This is a genomic window from Peterkaempfera bronchialis, from assembly GCF_003258605.2.
GTDB classification, from domain to species: Bacteria; Actinomycetota; Actinomycetes; order Streptomycetales; family Streptomycetaceae; genus Peterkaempfera; species Peterkaempfera bronchialis.
Window position 1 is genome coordinate 4,485,294 of sequence record NZ_CP031264.1, and the last position, 24,606, is coordinate 4,509,899.

Here is a 24,606-nt window from a genome sequence, read left to right on the forward strand (position 1 = left end):
GTGGCGGGCGTCTGAACCCGTCCGAGGTCGAGCGGGCCCGGTCGCGGTGCGGACGGCCTCTCGGCGGCCCACCCGTGCCGGGTGCACCGCCATGCCCTCGCCTCGGGCAGGATGGTCGGTACGTGGCACACGTACGTACGCAACAAAACTAACCGTGGAGGATGGCCGGTGAGTTCCCCGCCTTCGGACGTTCGCTCTGGGCTGACCGGGGACGGGGAAGGCTCCGCCGCCCCGTCCGAGGAACCCGGCCGCGAAGCCCGCCCGGCCGCCGTCGCGGTGCCGTACGACGGCAGACCTCTGGTGGTCGCCGTGACCGGCGCCGCCGCCGGTCTCGGCCGGCTGCTGGCCGCCCGGCTGGTGGACTCGCCGGGGGTGCGCCGGGTGCTGGCCATCGACGAGCGCCGGGGCGATGTGCCCGGGGTGCACTGGCGGGTGCTGGACGTCCGCGACCCGGCCGTCTCGACCCGGCTGCGCGGCGTCGACGTGGTGGTCCATCTCGCCCTGGACCTCGGCATGGAGTCCGACCCCAGGGCCCGCTCCGCCTACAACGTGCGCGGCACCCAGACGGTACTGACCGCTGCCGCCGCCGCCGGGGTGCACCGGGTGGTGCTCTGCACCTCCGCGATGGTCTACGGCGCGCTGCCGGACAACGAGGTGCCGCTCGCCGAGGACGCCGAGCTGCGGGCCACCGAGGAGGCGTCGCTGGTCGGCGACCTGCTGGAGGTGGAGCGGCTGGGCCGACGCGCCCCGCGTGCCCACCCGGGCCTCAATGTCACCGTGCTGCGCCCGGCGGTGGTGGTCGGCCCCGGCGTGGACACCGTGCTCACCCGGCACTTCGAGGCGCCCCGGCTGCTGGTGGTCTCCGGCTCCCGGCCGTGCTGGCAGTTCTGCCATGTCGACGACCTGGCGTCGGCGCTGGAGTACGCCGTCCTCGGCAAGGTCGAGGGCGAGGTCACGGTGGGCTGCGACGGCTGGCTGGAGCAGGAGGAGGTGGAGCAGCTGTCCGGCATCCGCCGGATGGAGCTGCCCGCCTCGCTGGCGCTGGGCACCGCCGCCCGGCTGCACCGGCTGGGCCTCACCCCGGCACCGGCCGGGGACCTGGCGTACACCATGTACCCCTGGGTGGTGTCCGGCAGCCGGCTGCACGAGGCGGGCTGGCGCCCCGCCCACTCCAATGAGGAGGTGCTGGCCGAGCTGCTCGCCCAGGTGCAGGGCAACCACGCGGTGGCCGGCCGCCGCCTCGGCGGCAAGGACGCCGCCACCACGCTGGGCGCTGCCGGGGCCACGGTCGCCCTGGTGGGCACCGCCGCACTGGTCCGCCGGGCCCGCAGGCGGCGACGCGCCTGATCCGGGGCCGGATCGTCCCGGGGCGGGTCGCACAGAGGACGTATCGTGGCTCTCATGCCGGAGATCTCCGACCCCATCCGCCTGCTCGCGATCCGCGACACCCCCCTCTCGCTGGACGAGGTGTACGCGGCGGTGGGCGACCCCGCGGCCGGCGGCACCGCCGTCTTCGTGGGGACCGTCCGCGACCACGACGGCGGCCGGTCGGTGACCTCCCTGGCGTACAGCGCCCACCCCTCCGCCGAGCGGGAGCTGCGCCGGGTCGCGGAGAAGGTGGTTGCCGACTTCCCGGTCCTGGGGCTGGCCGCCGTCCACCGGGTGGGCGACCTCGCGGTCACCGACACGGCAGTGATCGTCGCCGTCTCCTGCCCGCACCGGGCCGAAGCCTTCGCGGCCTGCCGGCAGCTGGTCGACGAGCTCAAACACGAGGTGCCGATCTGGAAGCACCAGGTGTTCACGGACGGCGAGGAGGAGTGGGTCGGCGCCTGCTGACCCCCCTGCACCGGCCCCGCCCGGGGGCCGTCACCCGTCCGGGCGAACGACGAGACCGGGGCGCCCGCAGCGCCGACCGGACCAGTGGATAATCTGCTCATAGGCATCATGAGCTGGGAGTACGGGTATGGGCGCGCTCGCCTGGTTGGTCATTCCGGTCATCGCGGTGCTGGTCGCCGCCGTCTGGGCCGCCTGGGCCGCCCGGCCCCCCAAGGCGACCGCTGACGGAGCCTCACTCGCCGACTACGAGCGGTTCCGCGCGGCCCTGGAACGCAGCACCACCCCCGCCGGGCCCGCCGAGCGCCGCTGACACCGGGCTGTGACCGGGCCGGGACGCGCAGGCCCGTTCCCGTCCCGTACTGTCGTGGCATGCCACGCCGCTCTGCGACGATGCTCGCCGCCACACTGCTGCTGATAGCGATGCTGTGCGCCTCCGTGCTGCCGATCATGAAGGTCCCGTACGCGGAGATGAGCCCCGGCCCCACCTACAACACGCTGGGGCAGCAGAACGGCAAAGCGGTGATCAGCATCACCGGGCGGCAGACCTATCCGACCACCGGCCACCTCAATATGACCACCGTCCAGGTCACCAGCGCCGACTACCAGCCGAGCCTGGTCTCCGTCGTGATCGGCTGGCTGCGCGACGACGTCACCGTGGTCCCGCACGACAACCTCTACCCGAACCACCAGTCCGAGGAGGAGGCGGAGCAGCAGAACGCCGAGGAGTTCGCCTCCTCCCAGGACAGCGCCAAGACGGCCGCGCTGCGCGAACTCGGCTACAAGATCGCCACCAATGTGATCGTGGACTCCGTGATCGCGGGCTCGCCCTCGCAGGGCAAGCTGCACGCCGGAGACGTCATCAAGGCCGTGGACGACACCGTGATCACCGAGCCGGACCAGGTCGCCGAGGTGGTCTCCAAGCTCAAGTCGGGTCAGCAGGTGGTCTTCACCGTGGTACCCGACGGCAAGCCGGCCGGCGACGCCAAGAAGGTGACCATCACCACCGTCAAGGCGCCGGACGGCAACCGGGCGATGGTCGGCATCCAGCCCGGCACCCGGAACATCCTCCCGTTCACCATCGACATCGGCCTCCAGGACGTCGGCGGCCCCAGCGCCGGGCTGATGTTCTCGCTGGGCATCATCGACAAGCTGAAGCCCACCGACATCACCGGCGGCAAGTTCATCGCGGGCACCGGCACCATCAGCGACACCGGCCAGGTCGGCCCGATCGGCGGGATCGCCATGAAGACCATCGCCGCCCGCAACGCCGGGGCGCAGTACTTCCTCACCCCGGCCGACAACTGCGCGGAGGCCGCCAAGGACACCCCCGGCGGCCTCACGCTGGTGAAGGTGAAGACCCTGGACAGCGCGCTCAAGGCACTGGACGCCATCCGGGCCGGCGACACCTCCGCGCTGCCGTCCTGCACCAGGTGACCGGCCCATAGCGGAGCCGGGTCCACTGGGTCCGCCGGGTCCACTCGGTACTGGGTCCGCCGGGTCAGGCGAAGGTCGCCAGCAGCGCCTCGGAGAGCCCCGGCACCAGCTCGGCGCCGGTCAGCACCTCGCGCTCGGAGTCCTTGGCGCGCAGCCGCAGCGCCGTCTCCCGCGAGCCGTCCCGCAGCACGGCCGCGGTGATCCGCACCTCCTGGCGCTCCGGGTGCTCCGCCACCCACGCCGCGAGCTGCCGCTGGTCGGTACCCTCCGGCAGCTTGGCCTCGGCCCCCGGCGGCAGCATCAGCCGCTCCACCACCAGCGCGCAGCCGGAGACCACATCCGGCCAGGCGATGGTGCCCAGGAAGTCGTCCAGCGCCATGCCGTCCGGCAGCTCGTCCTGCTCCACCGGGGTCAGGCCGCCGGTCTCGCCGCCCTCCAGCCCCAGCTGCTCGGCCAGCGCGGGCTCGCTGCTCAGCAGTCGGCCGGTGTCCACCAGCGCGAAGAGCCGCGCGGGCAGGTCCCAGCCCATGGTGGCCGCATAGCCGTCGATCTCCAGCACGGCGCGGGTCAGCGGGGTCGCGGCGGGAGGCAGGGCCGCGTCGGGGGTGTCGGGATGCTCGGACATGTGCCTATCCTCACACGCCCGGCGGTGGCCGGGGCAATGCCGTCCTCCCCCTCGGGAACTCGGGTAAAGGCCGGGTAAGTTGCCTATCTGACGTCGACCAGACGGCGTCACGGGCGGCAGGCGACCTGCCGGACACGACGACAGAGGTGTGCACCTTGGTATTCCAGATGCCGGACCGCGGAGGGTCCGGACCCTCCGGACCCCGGTTCAGAGCCGGCACGTCCACCCGGCGCTCCCGCGCCCTGCTCCTGACGGCCGCCGTGTTGGCGGTGCTGGCGGTGCTCTTTGTCGTCTTCGCCGGCTTCTGGACCGACTGGCTGTGGTACAAGTCGCTCCACTACTCCTCGGTCTTCACCACCCGGCTGTGGACCAAGGTCGGCCTCTTCGCCGTCTTCGGGCTGCTGATGGCCCTCGCGGTCGGGCTGAACGTCTGGCTCGCGCACCGGCTGCGGCCGCCGCTGAGCGCGATGTCGGTCGAGCAGCAGAGCCTGGACCGCTACCGGATGGGCATCGCCCCCTTCCGGCGCTGGCTGCTGCTGGGCGTCTCCGCCGTGATAGGGCTGATCGCCGGCGCCTCGGCGTCCGGCCAGTGGCGCACCTGGCTCCTCTGGGTCAACGCCACGCCCTTCGGCACCACGGACCCGCAGTTCCACAAGGACGTCTCCTTCTACACCTTCGACCTGCCCTGGTACCGCTTCCTGCTCAACTTCGGCTTCAGCGCGGTCATCGTCTCGCTGCTCGCCGCCGTGCTGGTGCACTACCTCTACGGCGGTCTGCGCCTCCAGGGGCCGGGCCGCAAGGTCTCCACCGCCGCGCAGGGCCACCTGGCCGTGCTGCTGGGCGTCTTCGTGGCGCTCAAGGCGGTGGCGTACTGGCTGGACCGGTACGGGCTGGCGCTCAAGTCCAGCTCCATCCGGAACACCGACTCCTGGGCCGGTCTGCGGTATGTGGACGCCAACGCCTACCTGCCGGCCAAGAACATCCTCTTCATCGTCGCCATCATCTGCGCGCTGCTCTTCTTCATCACCCCGCTGCGGCGCACCTGGTCGCTGCCACTGACCGGCTTCGGCCTGATGGTGCTCTCGGCGCTGCTGATCGGCGGGCTCTACCCGACGATCGTGCAGCAGTTCCAGGTCAAGCCGAACGAGGCGACCAAGGAAGCGCCGTACATCAAGAAGAACATCGACGCGACCAGAGCCGCCTACGGCATCGCCGACGCCAAGTCCGAGCAGTACACCGCCGCTTCCGAGGCCGACAAGTCGGTGCTCGACAAGGACGCCGGCACGCTGAAGAACATCCGGGTGCTGGACCCCAACATCGTCTCGCCCACCTTCACCCAGCGTGAGCAGCAGCGCGGTTACTACTCCTTCTCCTCGCCGCTGGACATCGACCGCTACGGGACCGGCGACGACGTCCAGGACACCGTGATCGGCGTGCGCGAGCTCAACCTGGCGGGCGTGCCCAGCCGGAACTGGGTCAACGACCACTTCAAGTACACCCACGGCTATGCCGCCGTGACCGCCAAGGGCAACACCGTCACGCCCGACGGCGACCCGGCGTTCACCGAGTCGGGCCTGCCGCCCAAGGGCCAGTTCGCCAATGACACCCAGTGGCGGATCTACTACGGCGAGAAGACCACCGAGTACTCCGTCGTCGGCGGGACCAACAAGGAGCTGGACTACTACGACAGCGACGCCGGCAAGGAGGTCACCTACACCTACGACGGCAGCGGCGGGGTGTCGCTGGACAACCCGCTCACCCGGGCCGCGTACGCGGTGAAGTTCTCCGAGCCGCAGATCCTCTACTCCGGGGCCATCACCTCCGGCTCCAAGATCATGTACGACCGCACCCCCAAGGAGCGGGTGGAGGCGGTGGCTCCCTGGCTCTCCATCGACGGCGACCCGTACCCGGTCGTGGTGGACGGCAAGGTGAAGTGGGTGGTGGACGGCTACACCACCAGCAACGGCTACCCGTACTCCTCGCACACCACGCTGGGCGACGTCACCACCGACTCGCTCACCGCCAGCGGCGGGCGCGAGGTGCTGGCCCAGGCCAACCAGGTCAACTACATCCGCAACTCGGTCAAGGCCACCGTGGACGCCTTCACCGGTGAGGTCACCCTCTACCAGTGGGACGACCAGGACCCGGTGCTGAAGACCTGGATGAAGTCCTTCCCGGACACGGTGAAGCCCAAGTCGGCGATCGACTCCTCCCTGATGCAGCACCTGCGCTACCCGCAGGACCTGTTCAAGGTGCAGCGCGACATGCTGACCCGCTACCACGTCACCGACCCGGCCGCCTTCTACGCCTCCAGCGACGTGTGGAAGGTGCCGACCGACCCGACCAGCGACACCCACGCGGACCAGCCGCCGTACTACCTGACGGTGCGCATGCCCGGGGAGAGCACGGCCTTCTCGCTCACCACCAGTTTTGTGCCGACCAGCCGGCCGAACCTGGCGGCCTTCATGGCGGTGAACGCCAATCCGGGCCCGGACTACGGCAGGATGAGCATTCTCACCATGCCGGAGAAGAGCGGCGGCCGGACCATTCCCGGCCCGCAGCAGGTGCAGGCGAAGTTCAACTCCGATCCGCGTATCGCCAATGACATCAACATCCTCAAGCGAGGCGATTCCACGCTTGAGTACGGCAATCTGCTCACCCTGCCGGTCGGAAACGGCCTGCTCTATGTGGAGCCGGTCTACGTCCGCGGCAAGGGAATCAACTACCCGCAGCTGAAGAAGGTGCTCGCCGTCTTCGGCGGGAGTGACAACGTCGCCTATGCGAACACTCTCAAGGAGGCGTTGCAGCAGGTGCTCGGGGTCGAGGCCGGCCCCGAGCAGGAGGGCGGCGGTGGCGGCACCACCACCACTCCGCCGAGCACCGGCAGCGGCGGTGGCACCGCCCCGACGGTCCCTGCCGGCTCGGATGTGCAGAAGGCGCTGGACGATGCGCAGAAGGCCTTCGAGGCAGGTCAGGAGGCCCTCAAGTCCGGTGACTGGGCCACCTACGGCCAGGAGCAGAAGAAGCTCCAGGACGCGCTGAACGCGGCGGTGCAGGCCGAGAAGCCGGCCGCCACCCCGTCGGCGGCGCCCTCGGCGACCCCCACCGGGAAGCCGTGACGGCGGGGCCGGGGGCGTCCTGTGGGACGCCCCCGGCCCGGTACGTGCTACGGTAGAGGCACAACGACGCGGGGTGGAGCAGCTCGGTAGCTCGCTGGGCTCATAACCCAGAGGTCGCAGGTTCAAATCCTGTCCCCGCTACTCTGTAGGAAGGCCCGGTGCACACGCACCGGGCCTTCTGCTTTCCGTTCCGTACCTCCGGGATAAGCGATTCGTGATCCGGGCCCGGTACGTGCTACGGTTGAGACACAACGACGCGGGGTGGAGCAGCTCGGTAGCTCGCTGGGCTCATAACCCAGAGGTCGCAGGTTCAAATCCTGTCCCCGCTACTCTGTAGGAAGGCCCGGTGCACACGCATCGGGCCTTCTGCTTTCCGTTCCGTACCTCCGGGATAAGCGATTCGTGATCCGGGCCCGGTACGTGCTACGGTAGAGGCACAACGACGCGGGGTGGAGCAGCTCGGTAGCTCGCTGGGCTCATAACCCAGAGGTCGCAGGTTCAAATCCTGTCCCCGCTACTCCGTACGAAGGGCCCGCAGCCGATCAGGCTGCGGGCCCTTCGTCATGTCGGCAGCGGCAGTCGGTCCCGCCTCGTCCCGCCCCGCCGTGCAGGCGTTTGCACAGTGGATCTATCGGGAAGTCGACAAAACGCTGAAGTAACATCACGAGCTGCGGTATACCAGGTGTACGCGGGTTGCGGGTGGTGCGACGATGAGTCTCATGGGGGACGGTGCAAGGGTGGTGAACGGGCAGCAGCGCACAGCGGCGGGTGGTGCAGGAACCCTGCTCAGCCGGCTTGCGGACACGCTCGCCGCCGTCTTCGCCGACAGCTCCGACGAGAACCCCTCCGGCGCGCTCCCGGCCCAGCGCACCGGCACCCGGCACACCGGCACCGGACACCGCGGCATCGACAGCGACACGGACACGGGCACGGACACGGGCATGGACACCGTCTCCCGCACCGGCGCCGACGCGCTGGTCCACCTCCCGGCCGCCCGTACGGTGGCGCTGCTCGCCCCGCCCCGCCACCCGCTGCCCGACCGTGCGCCCGCCCTCCCCGCCGACCCGCCCCCGCCCGTACCGACCGGGCGCTCCAGGGCCCGGACGCCCCCGGGCAGCGGAGCCGGCCGAGCCCCCCGAGCCGACCGAGGACGCCGACCGCACCGACGGCAGCTTCGAAGCCGCGCTGGCCGCCCGCGAGGAAGCCGCCCTGGAGGCCCGCTACCGGGAGGCCGCCGCCGCCGGGGACCCGGGCGCCGCCAGCCTGCTCGGCGCCATGCTGCTGCGCCGGGGCGACCTGGCCGACGCTGAGCCCCACCTGCGGCGGGCCTGCGGCGCCGGGCTGCGCGCCGCCGCCAACAACCTGGCCGTACTGCTGCACCGGCGCGGCCACCGCGAGGAGGCCGCCCACTGGTGGCGTGAGGCGGCCGTGGCAGGCAGCGCACCGGCCGCCCATGCGCTCGGCCTGCACCTGCGCGACCACGGCGACGAGTCCGGGGCCGAGTACTGGCTGCACTTCGCCGCCGAGCACGGCCACACCCTGGGCGCCTACGCCCTCGCCGACCTGCTGGAGCACCGCCGCGACGTCCGCGCCGAACGCTGGTTCCGGATCGCCGCCGAGGCCGGTCACCGCGAGGGGTCCTACCGGCTCGCCCGGATGCGGGAGGCGGCCGGCGACCGGGAGACCGCCGAGACCTGGTACCGCACCGCCGCCGCCCGCAGCCACTCCCGGGCGGCGCTGCGGCTCGGAGTGCTGCTGGAGGAGCGCGGCGAGCGGGAGGAGGCCGCCCGCTGGTACCGGCAGGCGGCGCAGAACGGGGAGCCGCGCGCCGCCTGCGCGCTGGGCTTCCTGCTGCGCGACTCCGGCGACCCGGAGGCCGCCGCCGAGTGGTGGCGGGAGGCCGCCGAGGGCGGCGACGGCAATGCCGCCAACGCGCTCGGCGCGCTGCACGCCAACCGTGGCGAGACGGCGCTCGCCGAGCACTGGTACCGCGCCGCCCTGGACGCCGGCGACCACAACGGCGCCTTCAACCTGGGCCTGCTCTGCGCGGCGGCCGGGCGGGAGCGGCAGGCCGAGCAGTGGTACCGGCGGGCCGCCTACGCCGGCCACCGGGAGGCGTGCAACGCCCTTGCCGTGCTGCTGCTCCAGCACGGCGACCCGTCCGGCGCCGCGCCCTGGTTCTCCAAGGCGGCGGAGGCCGGCAGCGTCGACGCCGCCTTCAACCTGGGAATCCTGTACGCCGGCCGGGGCGAGCAGCACGAGGCCCAGGAGTGGTACGCCCGCGCGGCGGCCGAGGGCCATGGCGAGGCCGCCCTGCAACTGGCCGTCGCCAAGGAGCGGCGCGGCGATTTGGGCGCCGCCGTGCACCGCTACCGGCAGGCCGCCCAGGGCGGTTCGGCGGAGGGCGCGTTCCGGCTGGGCTCGCTGCTGGACCGGCAGGGCGACGCGGACGACGAGGCCGAGCACTGGTACGCGGTCGCGGCCGAGGCCGGGCACGGCCGGGCGCAGGTCCGGATGGGCGTACGGGCGGCGGCGCGCGGCGCGACCGATGCCGCCGAGGGCTGGTACCGGCGGGCTGCGGAGGGCGGCAGCCGCAGCGCTGCCTTCAACCTGGGCCTGCTGCTGGCCCGGGAGGGCGCGGAGGCGGAGGCGACGCTCTGGTACACCCGCGCCGCCGACGCCGGCCACGGCCGGGCCGCCCTGCGGCTGGCGCTGATCGCGGCCCGCCGGGGCGAACTCACCCAGGCGCGCAACTGGTGCCTGCGGGCGGCGGAGTACGGCCCGGCCGAGGTCGCGGAGCGGGCCGGGCGGCTGCTGGAGGCGCTGAACACCGAGCTCAGCGCCTGACGGGGCGGCAGCCTGACGGGGCGTGCGAAGCCTGGACGCGCGGCTCAGGCGGCGCCGACGGCGCAGTCCGGGCAGATGCCCCGGTAGGTCACCTCGACGTTGGAGACGACAAAGCCGAACCGCTCGTCCGTCGGCAGGGCCGCCAGCGGGTCGCCGGTCGGATGGACATCGCGGATGGTGCCGCAGCGTGAGCAGATCAGATGCTGGTGGGCGTGGTGCGCATTGGGGTCGTAGCGCTTGGCCCGGCCGTCGGTGCTGACCTCCAGCACCTCGCCCAGGGTCACCAGCTCGCCCAGGGTGTTGTAGACGGTGGCCCGGCTGATCTCCGGCAGCCGCCCCACCGCCCGCGCATGGACCTCGTCAGCGGTCAGATGGACGTGGTCGCCGTCGAGCACCTCGGCCACGACCCTCCGCTGAGCGGTGAGCCGCCAGCCTCGGCTCCTCAGTCGTTCCAGCAGGTCACTCATGCCGCCAGGATACCAGGGGGTGTCCGAACCCGTAATAGGTCGCGACTTGGCTCGGATGTTGACTTGGACTTTGTCCAATGTAGGATCGGGTCAGCGAGATCAACCACTGCGGAGGTGCTCGAAGTGACGGCCCAGGACGAGCTGCGCCCCACCCTCACGACCGAAGCGGGTGCGCCCGTTGCGGACAACCAGAACAGTGAGTCGGCAGGCCCCGGCGGCCCGCTGCTCATCCAGGACCAGCACCTCTTCGAGAAGCTCGCGCACTTCAACCGCGAGCGCATCCCGGAGCGGGTGGTGCACGCCCGTGGGGCGGCGGCCTATGGCACCTTCACGGTGACCGCCGATGTCACCGGGTACACCCGGGCGCGCTTCCTCTCCGAGGTCGGCAAGCAGACAGAAACGTTTCTGCGGTTCTCCACCGTCGCGGGCAACCTCGGCTCGGCGGACGCGGTGCGCGACCCGCGCGGCTTCGCGCTGAAGTTCTACACCGAGGACGGCAACTACGACCTGGTGGGGAACAACACCCCGGTCTTCTTCATCAAGGACGCCAGCAAGTTCCCGGACTTCATCCACACCCAGAAGCGCGACCCCTACACCGGCTCGCAGGAGCCGGACAACGTCTTCGACTTCTGGGGCCTGTCGCCGGAGTCCACCCACCAGGTGACCTGGCTCTTCGGCGACCGGGGCATACCCGCCTCCTACCGGCACATGGACGGCTTCGGCTCGCACACCTACCAGTGGCAGAACGAGGCCGGCGAGTCCTTCTGGGTCAAGTACCACTTCAAGACCGACCAGGGCATCAGGAACCTCACCGCCGAGGACGCGGCGGTGCTGGCCGGCTCCGACCCCGACTCGCACCAGCGCGACCTGCGCGAGGCGATCGAGCGCGGCGAGTTCCCCTCCTGGACGGTATCGGTGCAGGTCATGCCGGTGGCCGAGGCGGCGACCTACCGCTTCAACCCGTTCGACCTCACCAAGGTCTGGCCGCACGCCGACTACCCGCTGATCGAGTTCGGCCGGCTGGAGCTCAACCGCAACCCCGACAATGTCTTCGCCGAGGTCGAGCAGTCGATCTTCTCCCCGGCGCACTTCGTGCCCGGTATCGGCCCGTCCCCGGACAAGATGCTCCAGGGCCGCCTCTTCGCCTACGCGGACGCCCACCGCTACCGGGTCGGCATCAACGCCGACCAGCTGCCGGTGAACCGCCCGCACGCCACCGAGGCCAACACCCACCACCGCGACGGCTACCTTTACGACGGCCGCCACGGCCGCCGGAAGAACTACGAGCCCAACAGCTTCGGCGGCCCGGTGCAGACCGGTCGGCCGCTCTGGGCGGCCACCGAGGTCGCCGGCCCCACCGGCAACCACGAGGCCCCGAGGCACGCCGAGGACAACGACTTCGTCCAGGCGGGCAACCTCTACCGGCTGATGTCGGAGGAGGAGAAGGAGCGCCTGGTCACCAACCTGGCCAACGCCCTGTCCGGGGTCTCCGCCGACCGCGACGACATCGTCGACCGCGCGGTCGGCAACTTCCGCCAGGCCGACGCGGACTTCGGCAAGCGTCTGGAGGCGGCGGTCAAGGAGCGGCGTAGCTGAGCCGCAGCGGAGGGTGGGGGTTGCCGACCGACGGAGGAGGGAGGCGGCACCCGCCCGTAGCGGAGGCGAAGCGGAGCGCGACCCACTGAGGGTGCGGCGTGGCCGAGGGAGCGCGATCCGCTGAGGGTGGGCGTGGCTGAGCCGCAGCCCCCGTGAGCGGCGGGCCCTGGGATCGGGCGGAGCACCGGTCCCGGGGCCCGCACCCATGTCGGGGTGGTTCAGACGGGCACGGCCGTGGACCCGGCCTCCACCGCCCGGCCCTCGCCGACCCAGCACCGCACGATGTCGCGTACCGAGATGATGCCGACCACCTCCGTACCGTCCAGCACCACCAGATGTCGGAAGCCGCCCCGCACCATGGCGGAGGCGGCCCGGTCGAGGGTCCAGTCCGGGCAGGCGAAGACGACGTCGGTGGTCACATGGGCGTGGGCGGCCTCGGTGTCGGGGTCCTGCCCCCGGCCGAGGGCGTTGAGGATGTCCCGTTCGGTGAGGATGCCGACCCCGTACGTGTCGGGGTCGAGGACGACAGCGGCACCGATGCGGCGCCCCGACATCAGCCGGGCGGCATGGCGCAGGGTGTGGGCGGGGCCGATGGTGAGCACCACCGAACTCATGGCGTCGCGGACGAGCACGTGCAGACCACCTCCTGGACGGGAGGGCGGCGAGCTCGAGAATCCGTTCACATATTCACAAGCTCCGGAATGTCCATGTTCACATGCCCATCCGCACCTGACTAGAGGGTCTGCGCACATTCGGGACGATCCGGCACCATCCCGGCACTACGGACGCCCCGCCGGCCTCACACACTCAACCGGGACAGCAGCTCCCCGTGCAGGATCCCGTTGGACGCCGCCGCATCCGCCCCGCCCGGCCCGTCCACCCCGTCCAGCCCGGTGAACCGCCCGCCGGCCTCCTGCACCACGATGCACGGCGCCGCCATGTCCCAGAGCGACAGCTCGGGCTCGGCCGCGATGTCCACCGCGCCCTCGGCGACCATCATGTACGACCAGAAGTCGCCGTATGCACGGGTCCGCCAGCAGGACCGGGTGAGGTCCAGGAACGGCTCCAGCCGGCCGCGCTCCTCCCAGCCCGACAGCGAGGAGTACGAGAACGAGGCGTCCTCCAGCCGGGACACCTGGGAGACCTTGATCCGGCTGGCCCGGGTCAGATCGCGCCCGCTGTACGCGCCCGCGCCGCGCGCCGCCCACCAGCGGCGGCCCAGCGCCGGGGCCGAGACGATGCCCACCACCGGCTGCTCGCCGTCCGGTCCCAGCTCCAGCAGCGCGATCAGGGTCGCCCACACGGGCACTCCGCGCACATAGTTCTTGGTGCCGTCGATCGGGTCGATCACCCAGCGGCGCGGCCCGTTGCCCCGCCGCCCGAACTCCTCGCCCATCACGGCGTCGCGCGGCCGGGCACGCTGGAGCACACTGCTCACCAGCTCCTCCGCCGCCTTGTCGGCGTCGCTCACCGGGGTGAGGTCCGGCTTGGTCTCCACCTTCAGGTCGAGGGCTTTGAAGCGCTCCAGGGTGACCGAGTCGGCCGAGTCGGCGAGGACATGGGCGAGACGGAGGTCGTCGTGGTAGTCGGGCATGGCCTCACCGTAGCCATCCTCCGGTCCCGGAGGCACCCCGGCTCGCACGGTGGACGCCGAGGTCCCGTCCGATCGGACGTCCGGACGCCCCGACGGCGCCGTGGCAAAGGTCGGCGGGCGCGGCACTAGTGTGGGTCCATGGGACAGCAGGCAGCGGGACCGGCGGCCGGTGGCTCGGCCGGGACCGACATCTCCGATCACGATCTGGTCACCCTCTATGGAGCGCTGCTGGAGGGGTACGTCCGCACAGAGCGCCTGGTGCGGGTCGACGTGGTGGCCGGGGTGGACCTGCCCGGCCCGTGGTTCGAGGTGCTGCTGAGGCTGCTGCGCACCCCTGGCCACAAGCTGCCGATGACCCGGCTCGCCCATGACGTCTCGCTCACCAGCGGCGGCTTCACCAAGCTCGCCGACCGGATGGCGGGGGCCGGGCTGATCGACCGCCAGCCGTGCGCCAGCGACCGCCGGGTCACCTATACGGTGCTCACCCCGCGCGGCGCCCGCCTTGCCGAGGAGGGCCACCGCCGGCACGCGGCCCTGCTGCGGAGCCACTTCCTGGCCCCGCTGGGAGCCGACCGGGCGGAACAGCTCGCCGCCCTGATGCGGGTGCTGCGGGACGCCAACAGCGACCCGCTCCAGGGCTGACATATCGGGACCGACCGGCTGACCGGTCGGCGGCCGGTCAGTGCGAGGAGCCGCTGAGCTGGAGGCCGATCACCCCGGCGACCACCAGGCCGATGGAGACCAGCTTCAGCGTCGAGCTGGTCTCGCTCAGCCAGATCATGCCGTAGGTGGCGGTGCCGGCCGCCCCGATGCCGGTCCACACCGCGTACGCGGGGCCCACCGGCAGGTGCTTCAGCGACAGTGTCAGCAGGCCGAAGCTGGCCAGCGCGAAGCAGCAGAAGGCGACGGTGGGCCAGAGCCGGGAGAAGCCGTTGCTGAGCTTGAGGCAGACCGCGAAGCCCGTCTCGAACAGGCCCGCGCAGACCACCAGCAGCCATGCCATCGACGCATCCCCCACGTTCGGTTCCGGCAGACCGGCACTGCCGCGCTCCGGGTTTCCCTACCCACCCGGCGGTCCGATTGCCCATCTGCGTCGATGGTCACATGCCGCCCGCCGCGCGGTGATCACGATTGGGGCACGGGCCGGTCTCGACGCAGGGCCCGACGCCGACCTCAGTGCCCCGAGCCGCTGAGCTGGAGGCCGACCACCCCGGCCAGTACCAGGCCGATGGAGACCAGCTTCAGGGCGGCGCTGCTCTCGCCGAGCCAGACCATGCCGTAGACCGCCGTGCCGGCCGCCCCGATGCCGGTCCACACCGCATAGGCGCTGCCGACCGGCAGATGCTTCAGCGACAGCGTCAGCAGCCCGAAGCTGCCCAGCGCGAAGCAGGCGAAGGCGAGGGTGGGCCAGAGTCGGCTGAGGCCGTCGCTGAGTTTGAGGCAGACCGCGAAGCCGGTCTCCAGCAGCCCGGCGCAGATCACCAGTGCCCATGCCATGGCCGCGCTCCCTGACTGTTCACCCGCAGGTCTGTCCGTCCGGACCATTCGATCAAGACGGATGCCGTTCCCGCATCACGGCACGCCCGGGGTCAGTCGCCCTCGCGGGCCTCGCGGGTGGCCAGCAGCCGGCGCAGCGAGTAGAGCCGCGCCGGGTCGGCCTTGCCGCTCTCCACCCAGGCGTCCAGCGCGCAGTCGGGCTCGTCGTGGCTGCATGCGCGCGGGCAGTCGACCGTGCCCGGCTCCAGGTCGGGGAAGGCCAGGATGACCCGGGACGGGTCGATGTGGGAGAGGCCGAAGGAGCGGAACCCGGGGGTGTCGATCACCCAGCCGGGGGAGAGCGCCCGCTTCGACCCGGGCTTGGCCCCGGGCGGCGGCGGCAGCCGCAGCGCCAGCGCCGAGACCGTGGTGTGCCGACCGCGCCCGGTGACCGCGTTGACCCGGCCGGTGGCCCGCTGGTGCAGCGGTACCAGCGCGTTGACCAGCGTGGTCTTGCCGACGCCGGAGTGGCCCACGAAGACGGTCGCCCGGTCGCGCAGCTGCTGCCGTACCGTTTCGGCCTCCTCCTCGCCAAGGTCGTCGCGGCGGGTGACCACATGCCGGATGCCCAGCGGTGCGTAGATCTCCAGCAGCGGGTCGGCCGACGCCAGGTCGGACTTGGTGAGGATCAGCAGCGGCTCCATGCCCGCGTCGTACGCCGCCACCAGGCAGCGGTCGATCAGCCGGGGCCGGGGCTCCGGGTCGGCCAGGGCGGTGACGATGGCGAGCTGGTCGGCGTTGGCGACGACCACCCGCTCATACGGGTCGTCGTCGTCGGCGGTGCGGCGCAGCACCGAGGTGCGGTCCTCCACCCGGACGATCCGGGCCAGCGTGTCGGGCTCGCCCGACAGGTCGCCGACCAGCGCCACCCGGTCGCCGACCACCACGCCCTTGCGGCCCAGCTCGCGGGCCTTCATGGCGAGGATCTCGCGCTCCTGCCGGGTGCCGGGGTCGACCAGGCAGGTGAGCCGGCCCCGGTCGACGGTGAGGACCGTCCCCTCGGCGGCGTCCTCGTGCTTGGGGCGGGTGCGGGTGCGGGGGCGCGAGCTCCGGCGGCCGGGGCGGGCCCGGATGTCGTCCTCGTCGGCGTCCTTGCCGTAACGGCGCATACGGGGTGTCAGACCTTCGGGTGGTGCGGGTGGTGCGTCATGGGCAGCGGCTCCCTGGTCAGGTGGTCGCCGGGGTGGCGTCCCCGGCCAGCATGCCGGTCCACAGGCCGGGGAAGTCGGGCAGGGTCTTGGCGGTGGTGGCGACGTCCTCCACCTGGATGCCGGGGACGGTCAGGCCCAGGACGGCGGCGGCGGTGGCCAACCGGTGGTCCTCGTAGGTGTGGAAGACGCCGCCGTGCAGCGGGCGGGGGCGGATCCGCAGGCCGTCCTCGGTCTCGGCGACGTCGCCGCCGAGCTCGTTGAGCTCCTTGGCGAGCGCGGCCAGCCGGTCGGTCTCGTGCAGCCGCAGATGGGCGATGCCGGACAGCTCGGACTCGGAGTCGGCCAGCGCTGCCACCGCCGCGATCACCGGGGTCAGCTCGCCCACGTCGTGCAGGTCGGCCTGGATGCCGTGGATCCGGCCGGAGCCGGTGAGGACCAGGCCCTCGTCGGTCAGCGCGCAGGAGCCGCCCATCCGGGTGAAGATGTCCCGCAGCTGGTCGCCCGGCTGGGTGGTGCGCAGCGGCCAGTCGCGGACGGCCACCCGGCCCCCGGTGACCAGCGCGGCGGCCAGGAACGGCGCGGCGTTGGAGAGGTCCGGCTCGACGACCAGGTCGCGGCCGAGCAGCGCGCCCGGGGTGACCCGCCAGACGTCGGCCTCGCCGCCGTCCTCGGGCGCGTCCACCTGGACGCCCGCCGCCCGCAGCATCTCCACGGTCATCCGGATGTGCGGCAGCGACGGCAGCGGGCCGCCGGAGTGCCGTACCTCCAGGCCCTGGTTGCAGCGAGCGCCGGAGAGCAGCAGGGCGCTGACGAACTGGGAGGACGACGAGGCGTCCACGGTGACCGGGCCGCCGTCCAGCGCGCCGGTGCCGTACACGGTGAGCGGCAGGGCGCCACGGCCGCCGTCCTCGATCCGGGCGCCCAGGGCGCGCAGCGCGTCGATCACGCCGTGCAGCGGGCGCTCATGGGAGCGCGGGTCGCCGTCGAAGTGCACCGGGCCGTCGGCGAGCGCCGCCACCGGCGGCAGGAACCGCATCACGGTGCCCGCGTTGCCCACGTCCACGGTGGCCGGGCCGTGCAGCCCGGCCGGGATGACCCGCCAGGCGTCGCCGCCGCCGGTGCCCCCGGTGGCGCTGTTCACGGTGTCCTCGATGCCCACGCCCATCGCCCGCAGGGCGGCGGCCATCAGCAGGGTGTCGCGGCTGCGCAGCGGCCGCCGGATCCAGCCGGGCTCGGCCGCCAGCGCGGCGAGCACCAGGGCCCGGTTGGTGACCGACTTGGAGCCGGGCACGGTGACGGTCGCGTTCACGGCGGCAGACGCGGTCGGGGCGGGCCAGAGGTCATCGGTCATGGCGCAAGCCTAGAGGGTCCGGGCCTTTCGGCTCCTGCCCTGTCCAACCGCTGGGCTGTCCGCTGGGCCGCCGTACGGGGCCGTGCTCAGTGGCCGACCAGCCAACTGCCCCCGGCCAGCAGGCTGGCCAGCGCGGTGACCAGGAAGAGGGAGACCCAGAGCACCGCCGTCACCCCGGTCAGCCGGGCCAGCTGGTCGGCGTCGGAGTCCGGTGCGCCCCCGTACCGGCGCTTGCGCTGCAACTCCACCACCGGCCGTACGCCCGCCAGCAGCAGGAACCACACCCCCAGGTAGGCGAAGGCGGCCTGCACCTGGTCGCCCGCGTACCAGGAGACCAGCAGGAAGGCCGCACCGGTGACCAGCACCGACAGCGCCCCGAAGGCGTTGCGGATCATCACCAGCAGCCCGGCCAGCAGCACGATCGCCGTCCACAGCAGCGCCGTGATGTGCCCGGCGGCCAGCAGTGCCGCCCCGCCCAGCCCCAGCAGCGGGGGCGCCAGATACCCGGCCGCGGCGGTGAGGATCATGCCCGGCCCGGTCGGCTTCCCGGAGGAGACGGTCAGGCCGGAGGTGTCGGAGTGCAGCCGGATCCCGGACAGCCGCCGCCCGGTGAGCAGCGCCACCAGGCCGTGGCCGCCCTCATGGGCGATGGTCACGATGGCCCGGCTGAGCCGCCACAGCGGCGCGGGCAGCACCGCGACCAGCGCCACCGCCCCGGTCGCCACCACCAGCCACACGGGCGGATCGGGCTGGGTGCCCACGACGTGGTGCCAGGCGTCGCCGATGCTCTGTCCGTCCATCTCTACCGCCGTGCCTCCACGCTGCCGACTCGCCCGGGCGCTCTCCCGGTGAACCGGCAGCTTCGCACGCGAGGACGAACCACGACCACCCACCGGTTCTCCCCGACCCGCAGCGGCCGGGGCTCACACACCCCGCGCACCACGGCTTCGGGCAGGTCAGCCCCCGCGACGCAGCGGCGATGGTCCGGGCCGGTCGGCCACCACCCGGGCCGCATCTGCCGGGACGGCTACCGCGCGTTCGGCGGTGGCGTCCAGAATGGGCAGCGGAGTCTGCTGCCGTGTCCGGGTGAGAGGTGGTTGCTGCGATGTGCGGCCGGTATGCGTCGAGCCGGAAGCCGGAGGACCTGGTCGAGCTGTTCGAGGTGGAGAAGTGGGATCCCACCGAGACCGTCGAGCCCGACTGGAATGTGGCGCCCACCAAGTCCGTCTGGGCGGTGCTGGACCGGCCGGTGAAGGATGCCGGGCCGCGTCCGGTGCGGCAGTTGCACACGCTGCGGTGGGGGCTGGTGCCGTCCTGGTCGACCTCGGCCGACACCGGCGTGAAGATGATCAACGCCCGGGCGGAGACCGTCCATGAGAAGCCCGCCTACCGCCGGGCCTTCGCCTCCCGCCGCTGCCTGCTGCCCGCCGACGGCTACTACGAGTGGTTCACCCCGGAGACCGCTCCGGACGGGCCCAGGGGCAGCTCCCGCAAGCAGCCGTTCTTCATCACCCCGGCGGACGGCTCGGTGATGGCGATGGCGGGCCTGTACGAGTGGTGGCGCGACCGCTCCCGCCCCGGGGACGACCCCGCCGCCTGGCTCTGCACCTGCACCGTGCTCACCACCGACGCCGAGGACGCGCTGGGCCGCATCCACCCCCGGATGCCGCTGCTGGTGGAGCCCGCCGGGTACGACGCCTGGCTGGACCCGGGCCGCAGCGACGCCGACGAGCTGCGGGCGCTGCTGGTGCCCCCGCTCGCCGGGAAGCTGGCCGCGTACCCGGTCTCCACCGCGGTGAACAATGTCCGCAACAACGGCCCCCAGCTGACCGAGCCCATCCCGGCCGAGGAGGCACTGGGGGACGCCACGCTCTTCTGAGTGGAGCCTGAGCGGAGTCCGGGCGGAGTCCGAGCAGAGGAGGAGGCGCCGTGGAAGCGGAGCACACGACGGTCCGGACGCCGGTGGGGGAGGCGCGGGTCGGGTGGTATCGGGCGGTGGGGGAGCAGCGGGCGGTGGTGGCGCTGGGGCATGGGGCCGGGGCGGGGTGGAGGCGCCTGACCTTCAGGCCGTGGCCGCCGCCCTGCCGCCGCTGGGGATCACGGTCGCGCTGGTGGAGCAGCCCTGGCGGGTGGCCGGCCGCAGGGTCGCGCCCGCGCCGAGGACGCTGGACGCCGGGTGGCTGCCGGTGGTGGAGGAGCTGGCCGGCGAGGGCGTTCCGCTGCTGGTGGGCGGGCGGAGCGCGGGGGCCCGGGTGGCGTGCCGTACGGGGCGGGCGAGCGGCGCCGCAGGAGTTGTGGCGCTGGCGTTTCCGCTGCATCCCCCGGGGAAACCGGAGAGGAGCAGAGCGGAGGAGCTGACCGGGGCCGAGCTGCCGACCCTGGTGGTGCAGGGAGCGCGGGACCCCTTCGGACGGCCGGAGGAGTTCCCGGACCTGCCCGCCGGGACCGAGCTGGTCACCGTCCCCGGCGCGGACCACGGCTTCGCGGTGCCCAAGCGCGGCGCCGTGACCGGGCAGGAGGCACTGGCCGTGATCACCGGGGCGGTGGGCGCCTGGGCGCTGCGGATGAGTGCGGGCCGGGAATGAACCGGCCCCCGCCGGGGTTGTGTGCGGACGTCGGTACACACGTCGGTGGAAAGGCAGTGCCCATGGGCTCGATCGCTTGCCCCGAGCGGCGCGAGGAGAGGTCGGGCGATCCCGCCGTCCTCTGGTCGGAGTGGCTTGTCGCGGGCGAGAAGACCCCCGGCCCGATATCCTCCGTTTCGGGTCGGACCATCGTGGGCCGGCCGCGCAACGCCGAGGAGGTGGGTCCGGTCGCCGGGACCGAGCATGACACCGGGGCTGCGGAGCACGCAGACCGGGAGCTCAGCGGAGAGGAGCTCGCCGACGCCATCGGCGAGGAGACCTTCCGCGCGTCCGCTGCGGAGTCCGAGGACTCCCGCCGCGAGCGGTTCGAGCGCGATGCGCTGGGCTACCTGGACCAGATGTACTCCGCCGCGCTGCGGATGACGCGCAACCCTGCGGACGCCGAGGACCTCCTCCAGGAGACCTTCGCCAAGGCGTACGCCTCCTTCCACCAGTTCCGCGAGGGCACCAACCTCAAGGCGTGGCTGTACCGGATCCTCACCAACACCTTCATCAACTCCTACCGCAAGAAGCAGCGCGAGCCGCAGCGGACCGGCGCCGAGGAGATCGAGGACTGGCAGTTGGCGCGCGCCGAGTCGCATATGTCGACCGGCCTGCGCTCGGCCGAGGCCCAGGCGTTGGACCACCTCCCGGACAGCGATGTCAAGGAGGCCCTTCAGGCCATCCCGGAGGAGTTCCGCATCGCGGTCTATCTCGCGGATGTCGAGGGCTTTGCCTACAAGGAGATCGCCGACATCATGGGTACCCCCATCGGCACCGTGATGTCCCGTCTCCACCGGGGCCGCCGCCAGCTGCGCGGGCTGCTGGAGGACTACGCCAGGGACCGCGGGCTGGTCCCGGCGGGCAGCGGGGCCGGTGCGGGGGACGAGGGGAAAGGCTCGGGCACATGAGCTGCGGTAACCCGCATGAGACGGATTGCGGAGAGGTGCTCGACCACCTCTACGAGTACCTCGACAACGAGATGGACGAGGGCGACTGCGCCAAGCTCCGGCAGCACTTCGAGGAGTGCTCGCCATGCCTGGAGAAGTACGGTCTGGAACAGGCCATCAAGGCACTGATCAAGCGGTCCTGCGGCTGCGACTCGGCCCCGACCGACCTGCGCGGCAAGGTCCTGGCCCGGATCGACTCCATCCGCTCCGCGCAGCGCGCCGACACCCCCCTGGCCGCCGCCGCCGAGGCCGCCCCGCAGGAGCGGGTCACGCAGGAGTGACCCCCGGGGGCGTCCCGACCGGCCGGTGTCACCCGAACGTGGGAATCCGGCTGCGCCGAGCGCGGTAATCCGCCGAGCCGCCCGTGCATTCACCGCCCGCCCCCTATCCTCCGTGGCGGGCGGTCCGCGTCACCGGGGCCGCCGTACCCGACCCGGTACGGAGGCCGTCATCGCTGCCGATCCTGCGGAGACCGAGCGCGGCGTCACGCTGCCTCCCGCCGCCCGGGTCTGCCTGAGCGCGGTGGTACCGGCGGCGCTGCTCTGCCTGCTGCCGCTCCTGCCGCCCCTCCAGCAGCGCTCCGCCGCCGCCCACTGGGCGGGAGCGGCGGTCCCCTGGACCCGGATCGGCGTGCTCGCCCTGCTGTACGCGGGGTGCGACCTGCTCACCCACGGCTGGTGGACCCGGCGGCGCCCCGACGGCCCGCCCATCCCCGCCGCCACCGCCGCCGCCCTCGGGGAGGCAGGGCCCGGCCGGTCCCGGGCCGACGCCGCGGCGACCGGCGCCTTCCTCCCCGTGCTGCTGGTCGGCGCACTGCTGCTGCCCCCGGCCGCCGCCGCGCTGGCCGCCGCGCCCGGCGCACTGCTCGGCCGGGTGCCGCCGCCGCGCCGGGTGCACCGGCTGTGGAACGCGGCCCAGCTGGCCCTCTCCGCCTTCGCCGCCGCCGCCGCCTTCCGGCTGCTGGACGGCCCCCGGCTGCTGCTCGGCGCCCGCTTCCCCGGCGCGCTGCTCCCGGCCGCTGCCGCCGCCACCTCCTTCTGCCTGGTCAACGGCGTGCTGCTGGGCCTGATCACGGCCCTCGCCGACCGTCCGCCCCGCCCGGCCTCCGTCTGGCGTGCCCTGCTGGTGCGCAGCCTCGTGCCCTGCCTGGCGCACGGCCTGGTGGCGCTGATGATGGCGGCCCTCTGGCAGGGCCCGTACGGTGCCTTCGCCGCCGTGCTGGCGCTGCTGCCGCTCTCCGTCTCCTGCTGGGTGCACGCCCAGTACCACCGGGAGCAGGCCGCCCACCGCGCCACCGTGCGGGCCCTGGTGCAGGCCGTGGAGATCAAGGACGAGTACACCCGGGGCCACAGCGAACGCGTCGGCCGCGCCGCCGTGCTCATCGCCCGCGAGATCGGCATGGCCGAGGATCGCATCCACTCGCTGCGGTTCGCCGGAATCCTGCATGACGTCGGCAAGCTCGGCGTGCCCACGCCGCTGCTGCGCAAAAACGGTCCGCTCACCCCCGAGGAGCGGCGGGCCGTCGAACTCCACCCGGAGTACGGCCATGAGATGGTGCGCGGCATCGGCTTCCTCGGCGAGGCCAGGGCGGGAATCCTGCACCACCATGAGCGGATCGACGGGCGCGGCTACCCGTATGGGCTCGCCGGGACGCAGATCCCCGAGTTCGCCCGGGTCATCGCGGTCGCCGACGCCTTTGACTCCATGACCTCCACCCGCTCCTACCGGCGCGGCCGACCGGTGCCCGAGGCGGTGGCGGAGCTGCGGCGCTGCGCGGGGACGCAGTTCGACCCCCGGATGGTACGGGCCCTGGTCAGCGCCGTCGCCACGCACGGCTGGCGGCCGGCGGAACCGCCGCCCGGCGGCTACGCCGGGGAGGTCCCCGACATCCCCCTCGGCCTCCCCGCGCCCGAACCGCCCCCCGAGCCGACGCCTGCCCCGCCCTCGCCCGCCCCCACGCCCGCGCAGACCTCCGCCTCCGTGCCCGCCCCCGCGCCGGGGCAGCGGTGAGCGCCCAGCCGGCCGTGCGGCGGCCGCTCTACCGCGCCGTCCGGCGCCGCCGGCCCGCGCCGACCGTGCGGCCGCACCCAGCGGCGCCCGTGCACCGCTACCCGGTGGGCGCCGTACACGCCGCCGCCGCCACCCTGCTGCTGGTCTCCGCCGCCGGAGTGCTCGCCCAAGGGCTCTCCGAAGCACGCACCGCACTCGCCTTCGGCGCCCTGATCGCAGTCGGCGAGGCCGTCCGGATCACCCTGCCCGGCGACCGCGAGCAGGCCCCCATCGGCGCCGCCGGAGCCCTCGCCTACGCCCTGCTCGGCCCGCTGCGCGGCCTCCCCACCGACCAGGGCGTCCTCCAGGTGGTCGCCGTGACCACCATCGCCGGACTGCTCGGCCTGCTGCCGTACGCCGCCCGGCGCCGGGCCCCGCAGCCCGACCAGATCGCCCGCCGCATCCTCACCACCGGCTTCGCCGCCACCCTCTTCCAGCCGCTCTACAACTCCGGAGCGCTGGACCGGATCACCACCCGAGGCGCCCAGTACGGCCTGCTGCTGGCCGCCGTCGCCGTACTGGCCGCGCTCTGCGACGTGGTGCTGGCCGCCGCCCTGCACAGCGCCCGCACCGGGCGGCGGTTCGGCCCCGCGCTCCGCGACGAACTGCGCGCCCTGCTGGGCATCGGCTCGGCGATTGCCGCCACCGGCCTGGTGATCAGCCTCGGCGCGGGCGAGGTCGGCCTCTGGGCGCTACCGGTCTTCTCCGCCCCGCTGCTCCTCACCCAGCTCTCCTTCCGCCGCTACAGCGCCACCAGCACCACCCACCGGCAGAGCGTCGCCTCGCTGGCCCGCGCCACCGAGGTGGCCGGCTACACCCTGCCCGGCCACAGCCGCCGGGTCGCCGCGCTCTCCCGGGCGGTCGGCCGCCGGCTCGGCATGCGCGAACACGACCTGCTGCTGCTGGAGTGCGCGGCCCTGATGCACGACATCGGGCAGCTCTCCCTGGTCGAGCCCGTCCCCGGCGGCGCCACCGCGCTGCTGCCGCAGGCCGAGCAGCGCCGGATCGCCCGGCTGGGCAGCGAGGTCATCCGGCACACCGGGGTGCCGCCGGAGGTGGCCGGTTTCGTGGAGCGGCAGGCGGAGCCGTACCGCACCCCGGACGGCGCCCGCGACCCCGGGCTGCCCCCGGCCTCCCGGATCATCCGGGCCGCCAACGCCTATGACGACCTGGTCAGCGGCGACCCCGGGCTGGCCGGGCGGCTGGAGGCGCTGGAGCGGCTGCGACTGGACACCGGACGCGAGTACGACCCCCGGGTCGTCGAGGCGCTCGCCCTGGTGTGCGCCGGCGGATGCCCCCGGGGAACCCGGCGGTAACCGGCGCGGGGTACTTTCCGCGTGGTTGGATGCGGCGACAGAGTGGGAGGAGCACGACGAGGCCCCCGCGGGCCGAGGCCCGCGCGGTGTGGACGCATCGTGGGCGAGGAA

Annotated in this window: 22 protein-coding genes, 3 tRNA genes and 1 pseudogene; 17 read left to right on the top strand and 9 right to left on the bottom strand. The window is 73.0% G+C overall.

The window, feature by feature from the left end; translation table 11 throughout:
• Positions 1-168: 168 nt before the first annotated feature.
• From C7M71_RS20005 to C7M71_RS20020, 4 genes are all read left to right on the top strand, one after another.
• Complete coding sequence (locus C7M71_RS20005) at positions 169-1,347, top strand: SDR family oxidoreductase (protein ID WP_229758814.1); 1,179 nt, start codon at positions 169-171, stop codon at positions 1,345-1,347.
• A gap of 54 nt (positions 1,348-1,401) precedes the next feature.
• Complete coding sequence (locus tag C7M71_RS20010) at positions 1,402-1,836, top strand: molybdenum cofactor biosynthesis protein MoaE (protein WP_111492703.1); 435 nt, start codon at positions 1,402-1,404, stop codon at positions 1,834-1,836.
• Between the two features lie 127 nt (positions 1,837-1,963).
• Positions 1,964-2,146 carry a hypothetical protein gene (locus tag C7M71_RS20015; RefSeq protein ID WP_111492702.1) on the top strand — a complete coding sequence of 61 codons (183 nt, stop codon included), beginning with the start codon at positions 1,964-1,966 and terminating at the stop codon, positions 2,144-2,146.
• A gap of 59 nt (positions 2,147-2,205) precedes the next feature.
• Entirely contained in the window at positions 2,206-3,270 is a 1,065-nt protein-coding gene (locus C7M71_RS20020) for a YlbL family protein (RefSeq protein WP_111492701.1), read from the top strand.
• Positions 3,271-3,334: 64 nt separating this feature from the next.
• On the opposite strand, the gene C7M71_RS20025 is transcribed toward C7M71_RS20020, so the two are convergent.
• Positions 3,335-3,895: a PPA1309 family protein gene (locus tag C7M71_RS20025; protein ID WP_111492700.1), complete on the bottom strand. Its 561-nt coding sequence runs from the start codon at positions 3,893-3,895 to the stop codon at positions 3,335-3,337.
• A 167-nt stretch (positions 3,896-4,062) separates the two neighbouring features.
• Between C7M71_RS20025 and C7M71_RS20030 the strand changes: the two genes are divergently transcribed.
• The 5 genes from C7M71_RS20030 to C7M71_RS20050 all read left to right on the top strand — a co-directional run bounded on the left by C7M71_RS20030 (position 4,063) and on the right by C7M71_RS20050 (position 9,861).
• A complete protein-coding gene (locus tag C7M71_RS20030; RefSeq protein ID WP_229758815.1) occupies positions 4,063-7,014 on the top strand; it encodes a UPF0182 family membrane protein in 2,952 nt (983 codons plus the stop codon).
• 67 nt (positions 7,015-7,081) lie between these two features.
• Positions 7,082-7,155, top strand: a tRNA-Met gene (locus C7M71_RS20035).
• A gap of 114 nt (positions 7,156-7,269) precedes the next feature.
• Positions 7,270-7,343 (top strand) — tRNA-Met (locus tag C7M71_RS20040).
• A gap of 114 nt (positions 7,344-7,457) precedes the next feature.
• Positions 7,458-7,531, top strand: a tRNA-Met gene (locus C7M71_RS20045).
• 524 nt (positions 7,532-8,055) lie between these two features.
• Positions 8,056-9,861, top strand: coding sequence for a tetratricopeptide repeat protein (locus C7M71_RS20050; protein WP_407675923.1), 1,806 nt, complete (start codon positions 8,056-8,058; stop codon positions 9,859-9,861).
• Positions 9,862-9,905: 44 nt separating this feature from the next.
• Here the strand turns inward: C7M71_RS20050 and C7M71_RS20055 are convergent, their stop codons facing one another.
• The gene (locus C7M71_RS20055; RefSeq protein WP_111492380.1) at positions 9,906-10,328 is read right to left on the bottom strand and encodes a Fur family transcriptional regulator; all 423 of its coding nucleotides are present in this window, start codon (positions 10,326-10,328) and stop codon (positions 9,906-9,908) included.
• A 123-nt stretch (positions 10,329-10,451) separates the two neighbouring features.
• Here C7M71_RS20055 and C7M71_RS20060 point away from each other — a divergent pair, with 123 nt between their 5' ends.
• Positions 10,452-11,924, top strand: a complete 1,473-nt coding sequence (locus tag C7M71_RS20060) for a catalase (RefSeq protein WP_407675924.1) — start codon at positions 10,452-10,454, stop codon at positions 11,922-11,924.
• A 218-nt stretch (positions 11,925-12,142) separates the two neighbouring features.
• On the opposite strand, the gene C7M71_RS20065 is transcribed toward C7M71_RS20060, so the two are convergent.
• Entirely contained in the window at positions 12,143-12,556 is a 414-nt protein-coding gene (locus tag C7M71_RS20065; RefSeq protein ID WP_111492379.1) for a CBS domain-containing protein, read from the bottom strand.
• A gap of 167 nt (positions 12,557-12,723) precedes the next feature.
• Entirely contained in the window at positions 12,724-13,518 is a 795-nt protein-coding gene (hisN, locus tag C7M71_RS20070) for a histidinol-phosphatase (protein WP_111492378.1), read from the bottom strand.
• A 138-nt stretch (positions 13,519-13,656) separates the two neighbouring features.
• Between hisN and C7M71_RS20075 the strand changes: the two genes are divergently transcribed.
• Positions 13,657-14,160 carry a MarR family winged helix-turn-helix transcriptional regulator gene (locus C7M71_RS20075; RefSeq protein WP_111492377.1) on the top strand — a complete coding sequence of 168 codons (504 nt, stop codon included), beginning with the start codon at positions 13,657-13,659 and terminating at the stop codon, positions 14,158-14,160.
• Positions 14,161-14,197: 37 nt separating this feature from the next.
• Here C7M71_RS20075 and C7M71_RS20080 read toward each other — a convergent pair whose 3' ends face one another.
• From C7M71_RS20080 to C7M71_RS20100, 5 genes are all read right to left on the bottom strand, one after another.
• A complete protein-coding gene (locus C7M71_RS20080) occupies positions 14,198-14,521 on the bottom strand; it encodes a DMT family transporter (RefSeq protein ID WP_111492376.1) in 324 nt (107 codons plus the stop codon).
• A gap of 170 nt (positions 14,522-14,691) precedes the next feature.
• Positions 14,692-15,015 carry a DMT family transporter gene (locus C7M71_RS20085; RefSeq protein ID WP_111492375.1) on the bottom strand — a complete coding sequence of 108 codons (324 nt, stop codon included), beginning with the start codon at positions 15,013-15,015 and terminating at the stop codon, positions 14,692-14,694.
• A gap of 92 nt (positions 15,016-15,107) precedes the next feature.
• Positions 15,108-16,163, bottom strand: coding sequence for a ribosome small subunit-dependent GTPase A (gene rsgA / locus C7M71_RS20090; protein WP_111492374.1), 1,056 nt, complete (start codon positions 16,161-16,163; stop codon positions 15,108-15,110).
• A gap of 58 nt (positions 16,164-16,221) precedes the next feature.
• A complete protein-coding gene (gene aroA, locus C7M71_RS20095; RefSeq protein ID WP_111492373.1) occupies positions 16,222-17,556 on the bottom strand; it encodes a 3-phosphoshikimate 1-carboxyvinyltransferase in 1,335 nt (444 codons plus the stop codon).
• A gap of 86 nt (positions 17,557-17,642) precedes the next feature.
• Positions 17,643-18,356 carry a M50 family metallopeptidase gene (locus C7M71_RS20100; protein WP_111492372.1) on the bottom strand — a complete coding sequence of 238 codons (714 nt, stop codon included), beginning with the start codon at positions 18,354-18,356 and terminating at the stop codon, positions 17,643-17,645.
• Between the two features lie 305 nt (positions 18,357-18,661).
• On the opposite strand from C7M71_RS20100, the gene C7M71_RS20105 reads away from it, so the two are divergent.
• The 6 genes and pseudogenes from C7M71_RS20105 (at position 18,662) to C7M71_RS20130 (ending at position 24,495) form a co-directional block, all read left to right on the top strand.
• Positions 18,662-19,435 carry an SOS response-associated peptidase gene (locus tag C7M71_RS20105; protein ID WP_111492371.1) on the top strand — a complete coding sequence of 258 codons (774 nt, stop codon included), beginning with the start codon at positions 18,662-18,664 and terminating at the stop codon, positions 19,433-19,435.
• 50 nt (positions 19,436-19,485) lie between these two features.
• Positions 19,486-20,141, top strand: a pseudogene (locus tag C7M71_RS20110) (alpha/beta hydrolase family protein).
• Between the two features lie 218 nt (positions 20,142-20,359).
• The gene (locus C7M71_RS20115) at positions 20,360-21,091 is read left to right on the top strand and encodes a sigma-70 family RNA polymerase sigma factor (protein WP_111492382.1); all 732 of its coding nucleotides are present in this window, start codon (positions 20,360-20,362) and stop codon (positions 21,089-21,091) included.
• Entirely contained in the window at positions 21,088-21,411 is a 324-nt protein-coding gene (gene rsrA, locus C7M71_RS20120) for a mycothiol system anti-sigma-R factor (RefSeq protein WP_111492369.1), read from the top strand. The genes C7M71_RS20115 and rsrA overlap by 4 nt, the downstream gene beginning before the upstream one ends.
• Positions 21,412-21,619: 208 nt before the next feature.
• Complete coding sequence (locus C7M71_RS20125; protein WP_407675995.1) at positions 21,620-23,140, top strand: HD-GYP domain-containing protein; 1,521 nt, start codon at positions 21,620-21,622, stop codon at positions 23,138-23,140.
• 65 nt (positions 23,141-23,205) lie between these two features.
• Positions 23,206-24,495 (top strand): HD-GYP domain-containing protein, encoded by a 1,290-nt coding sequence (locus C7M71_RS20130; RefSeq protein ID WP_407675996.1) that lies wholly within the window; start codon positions 23,206-23,208, stop codon positions 24,493-24,495.
• Positions 24,496-24,606 lie beyond the last annotated feature (111 nt).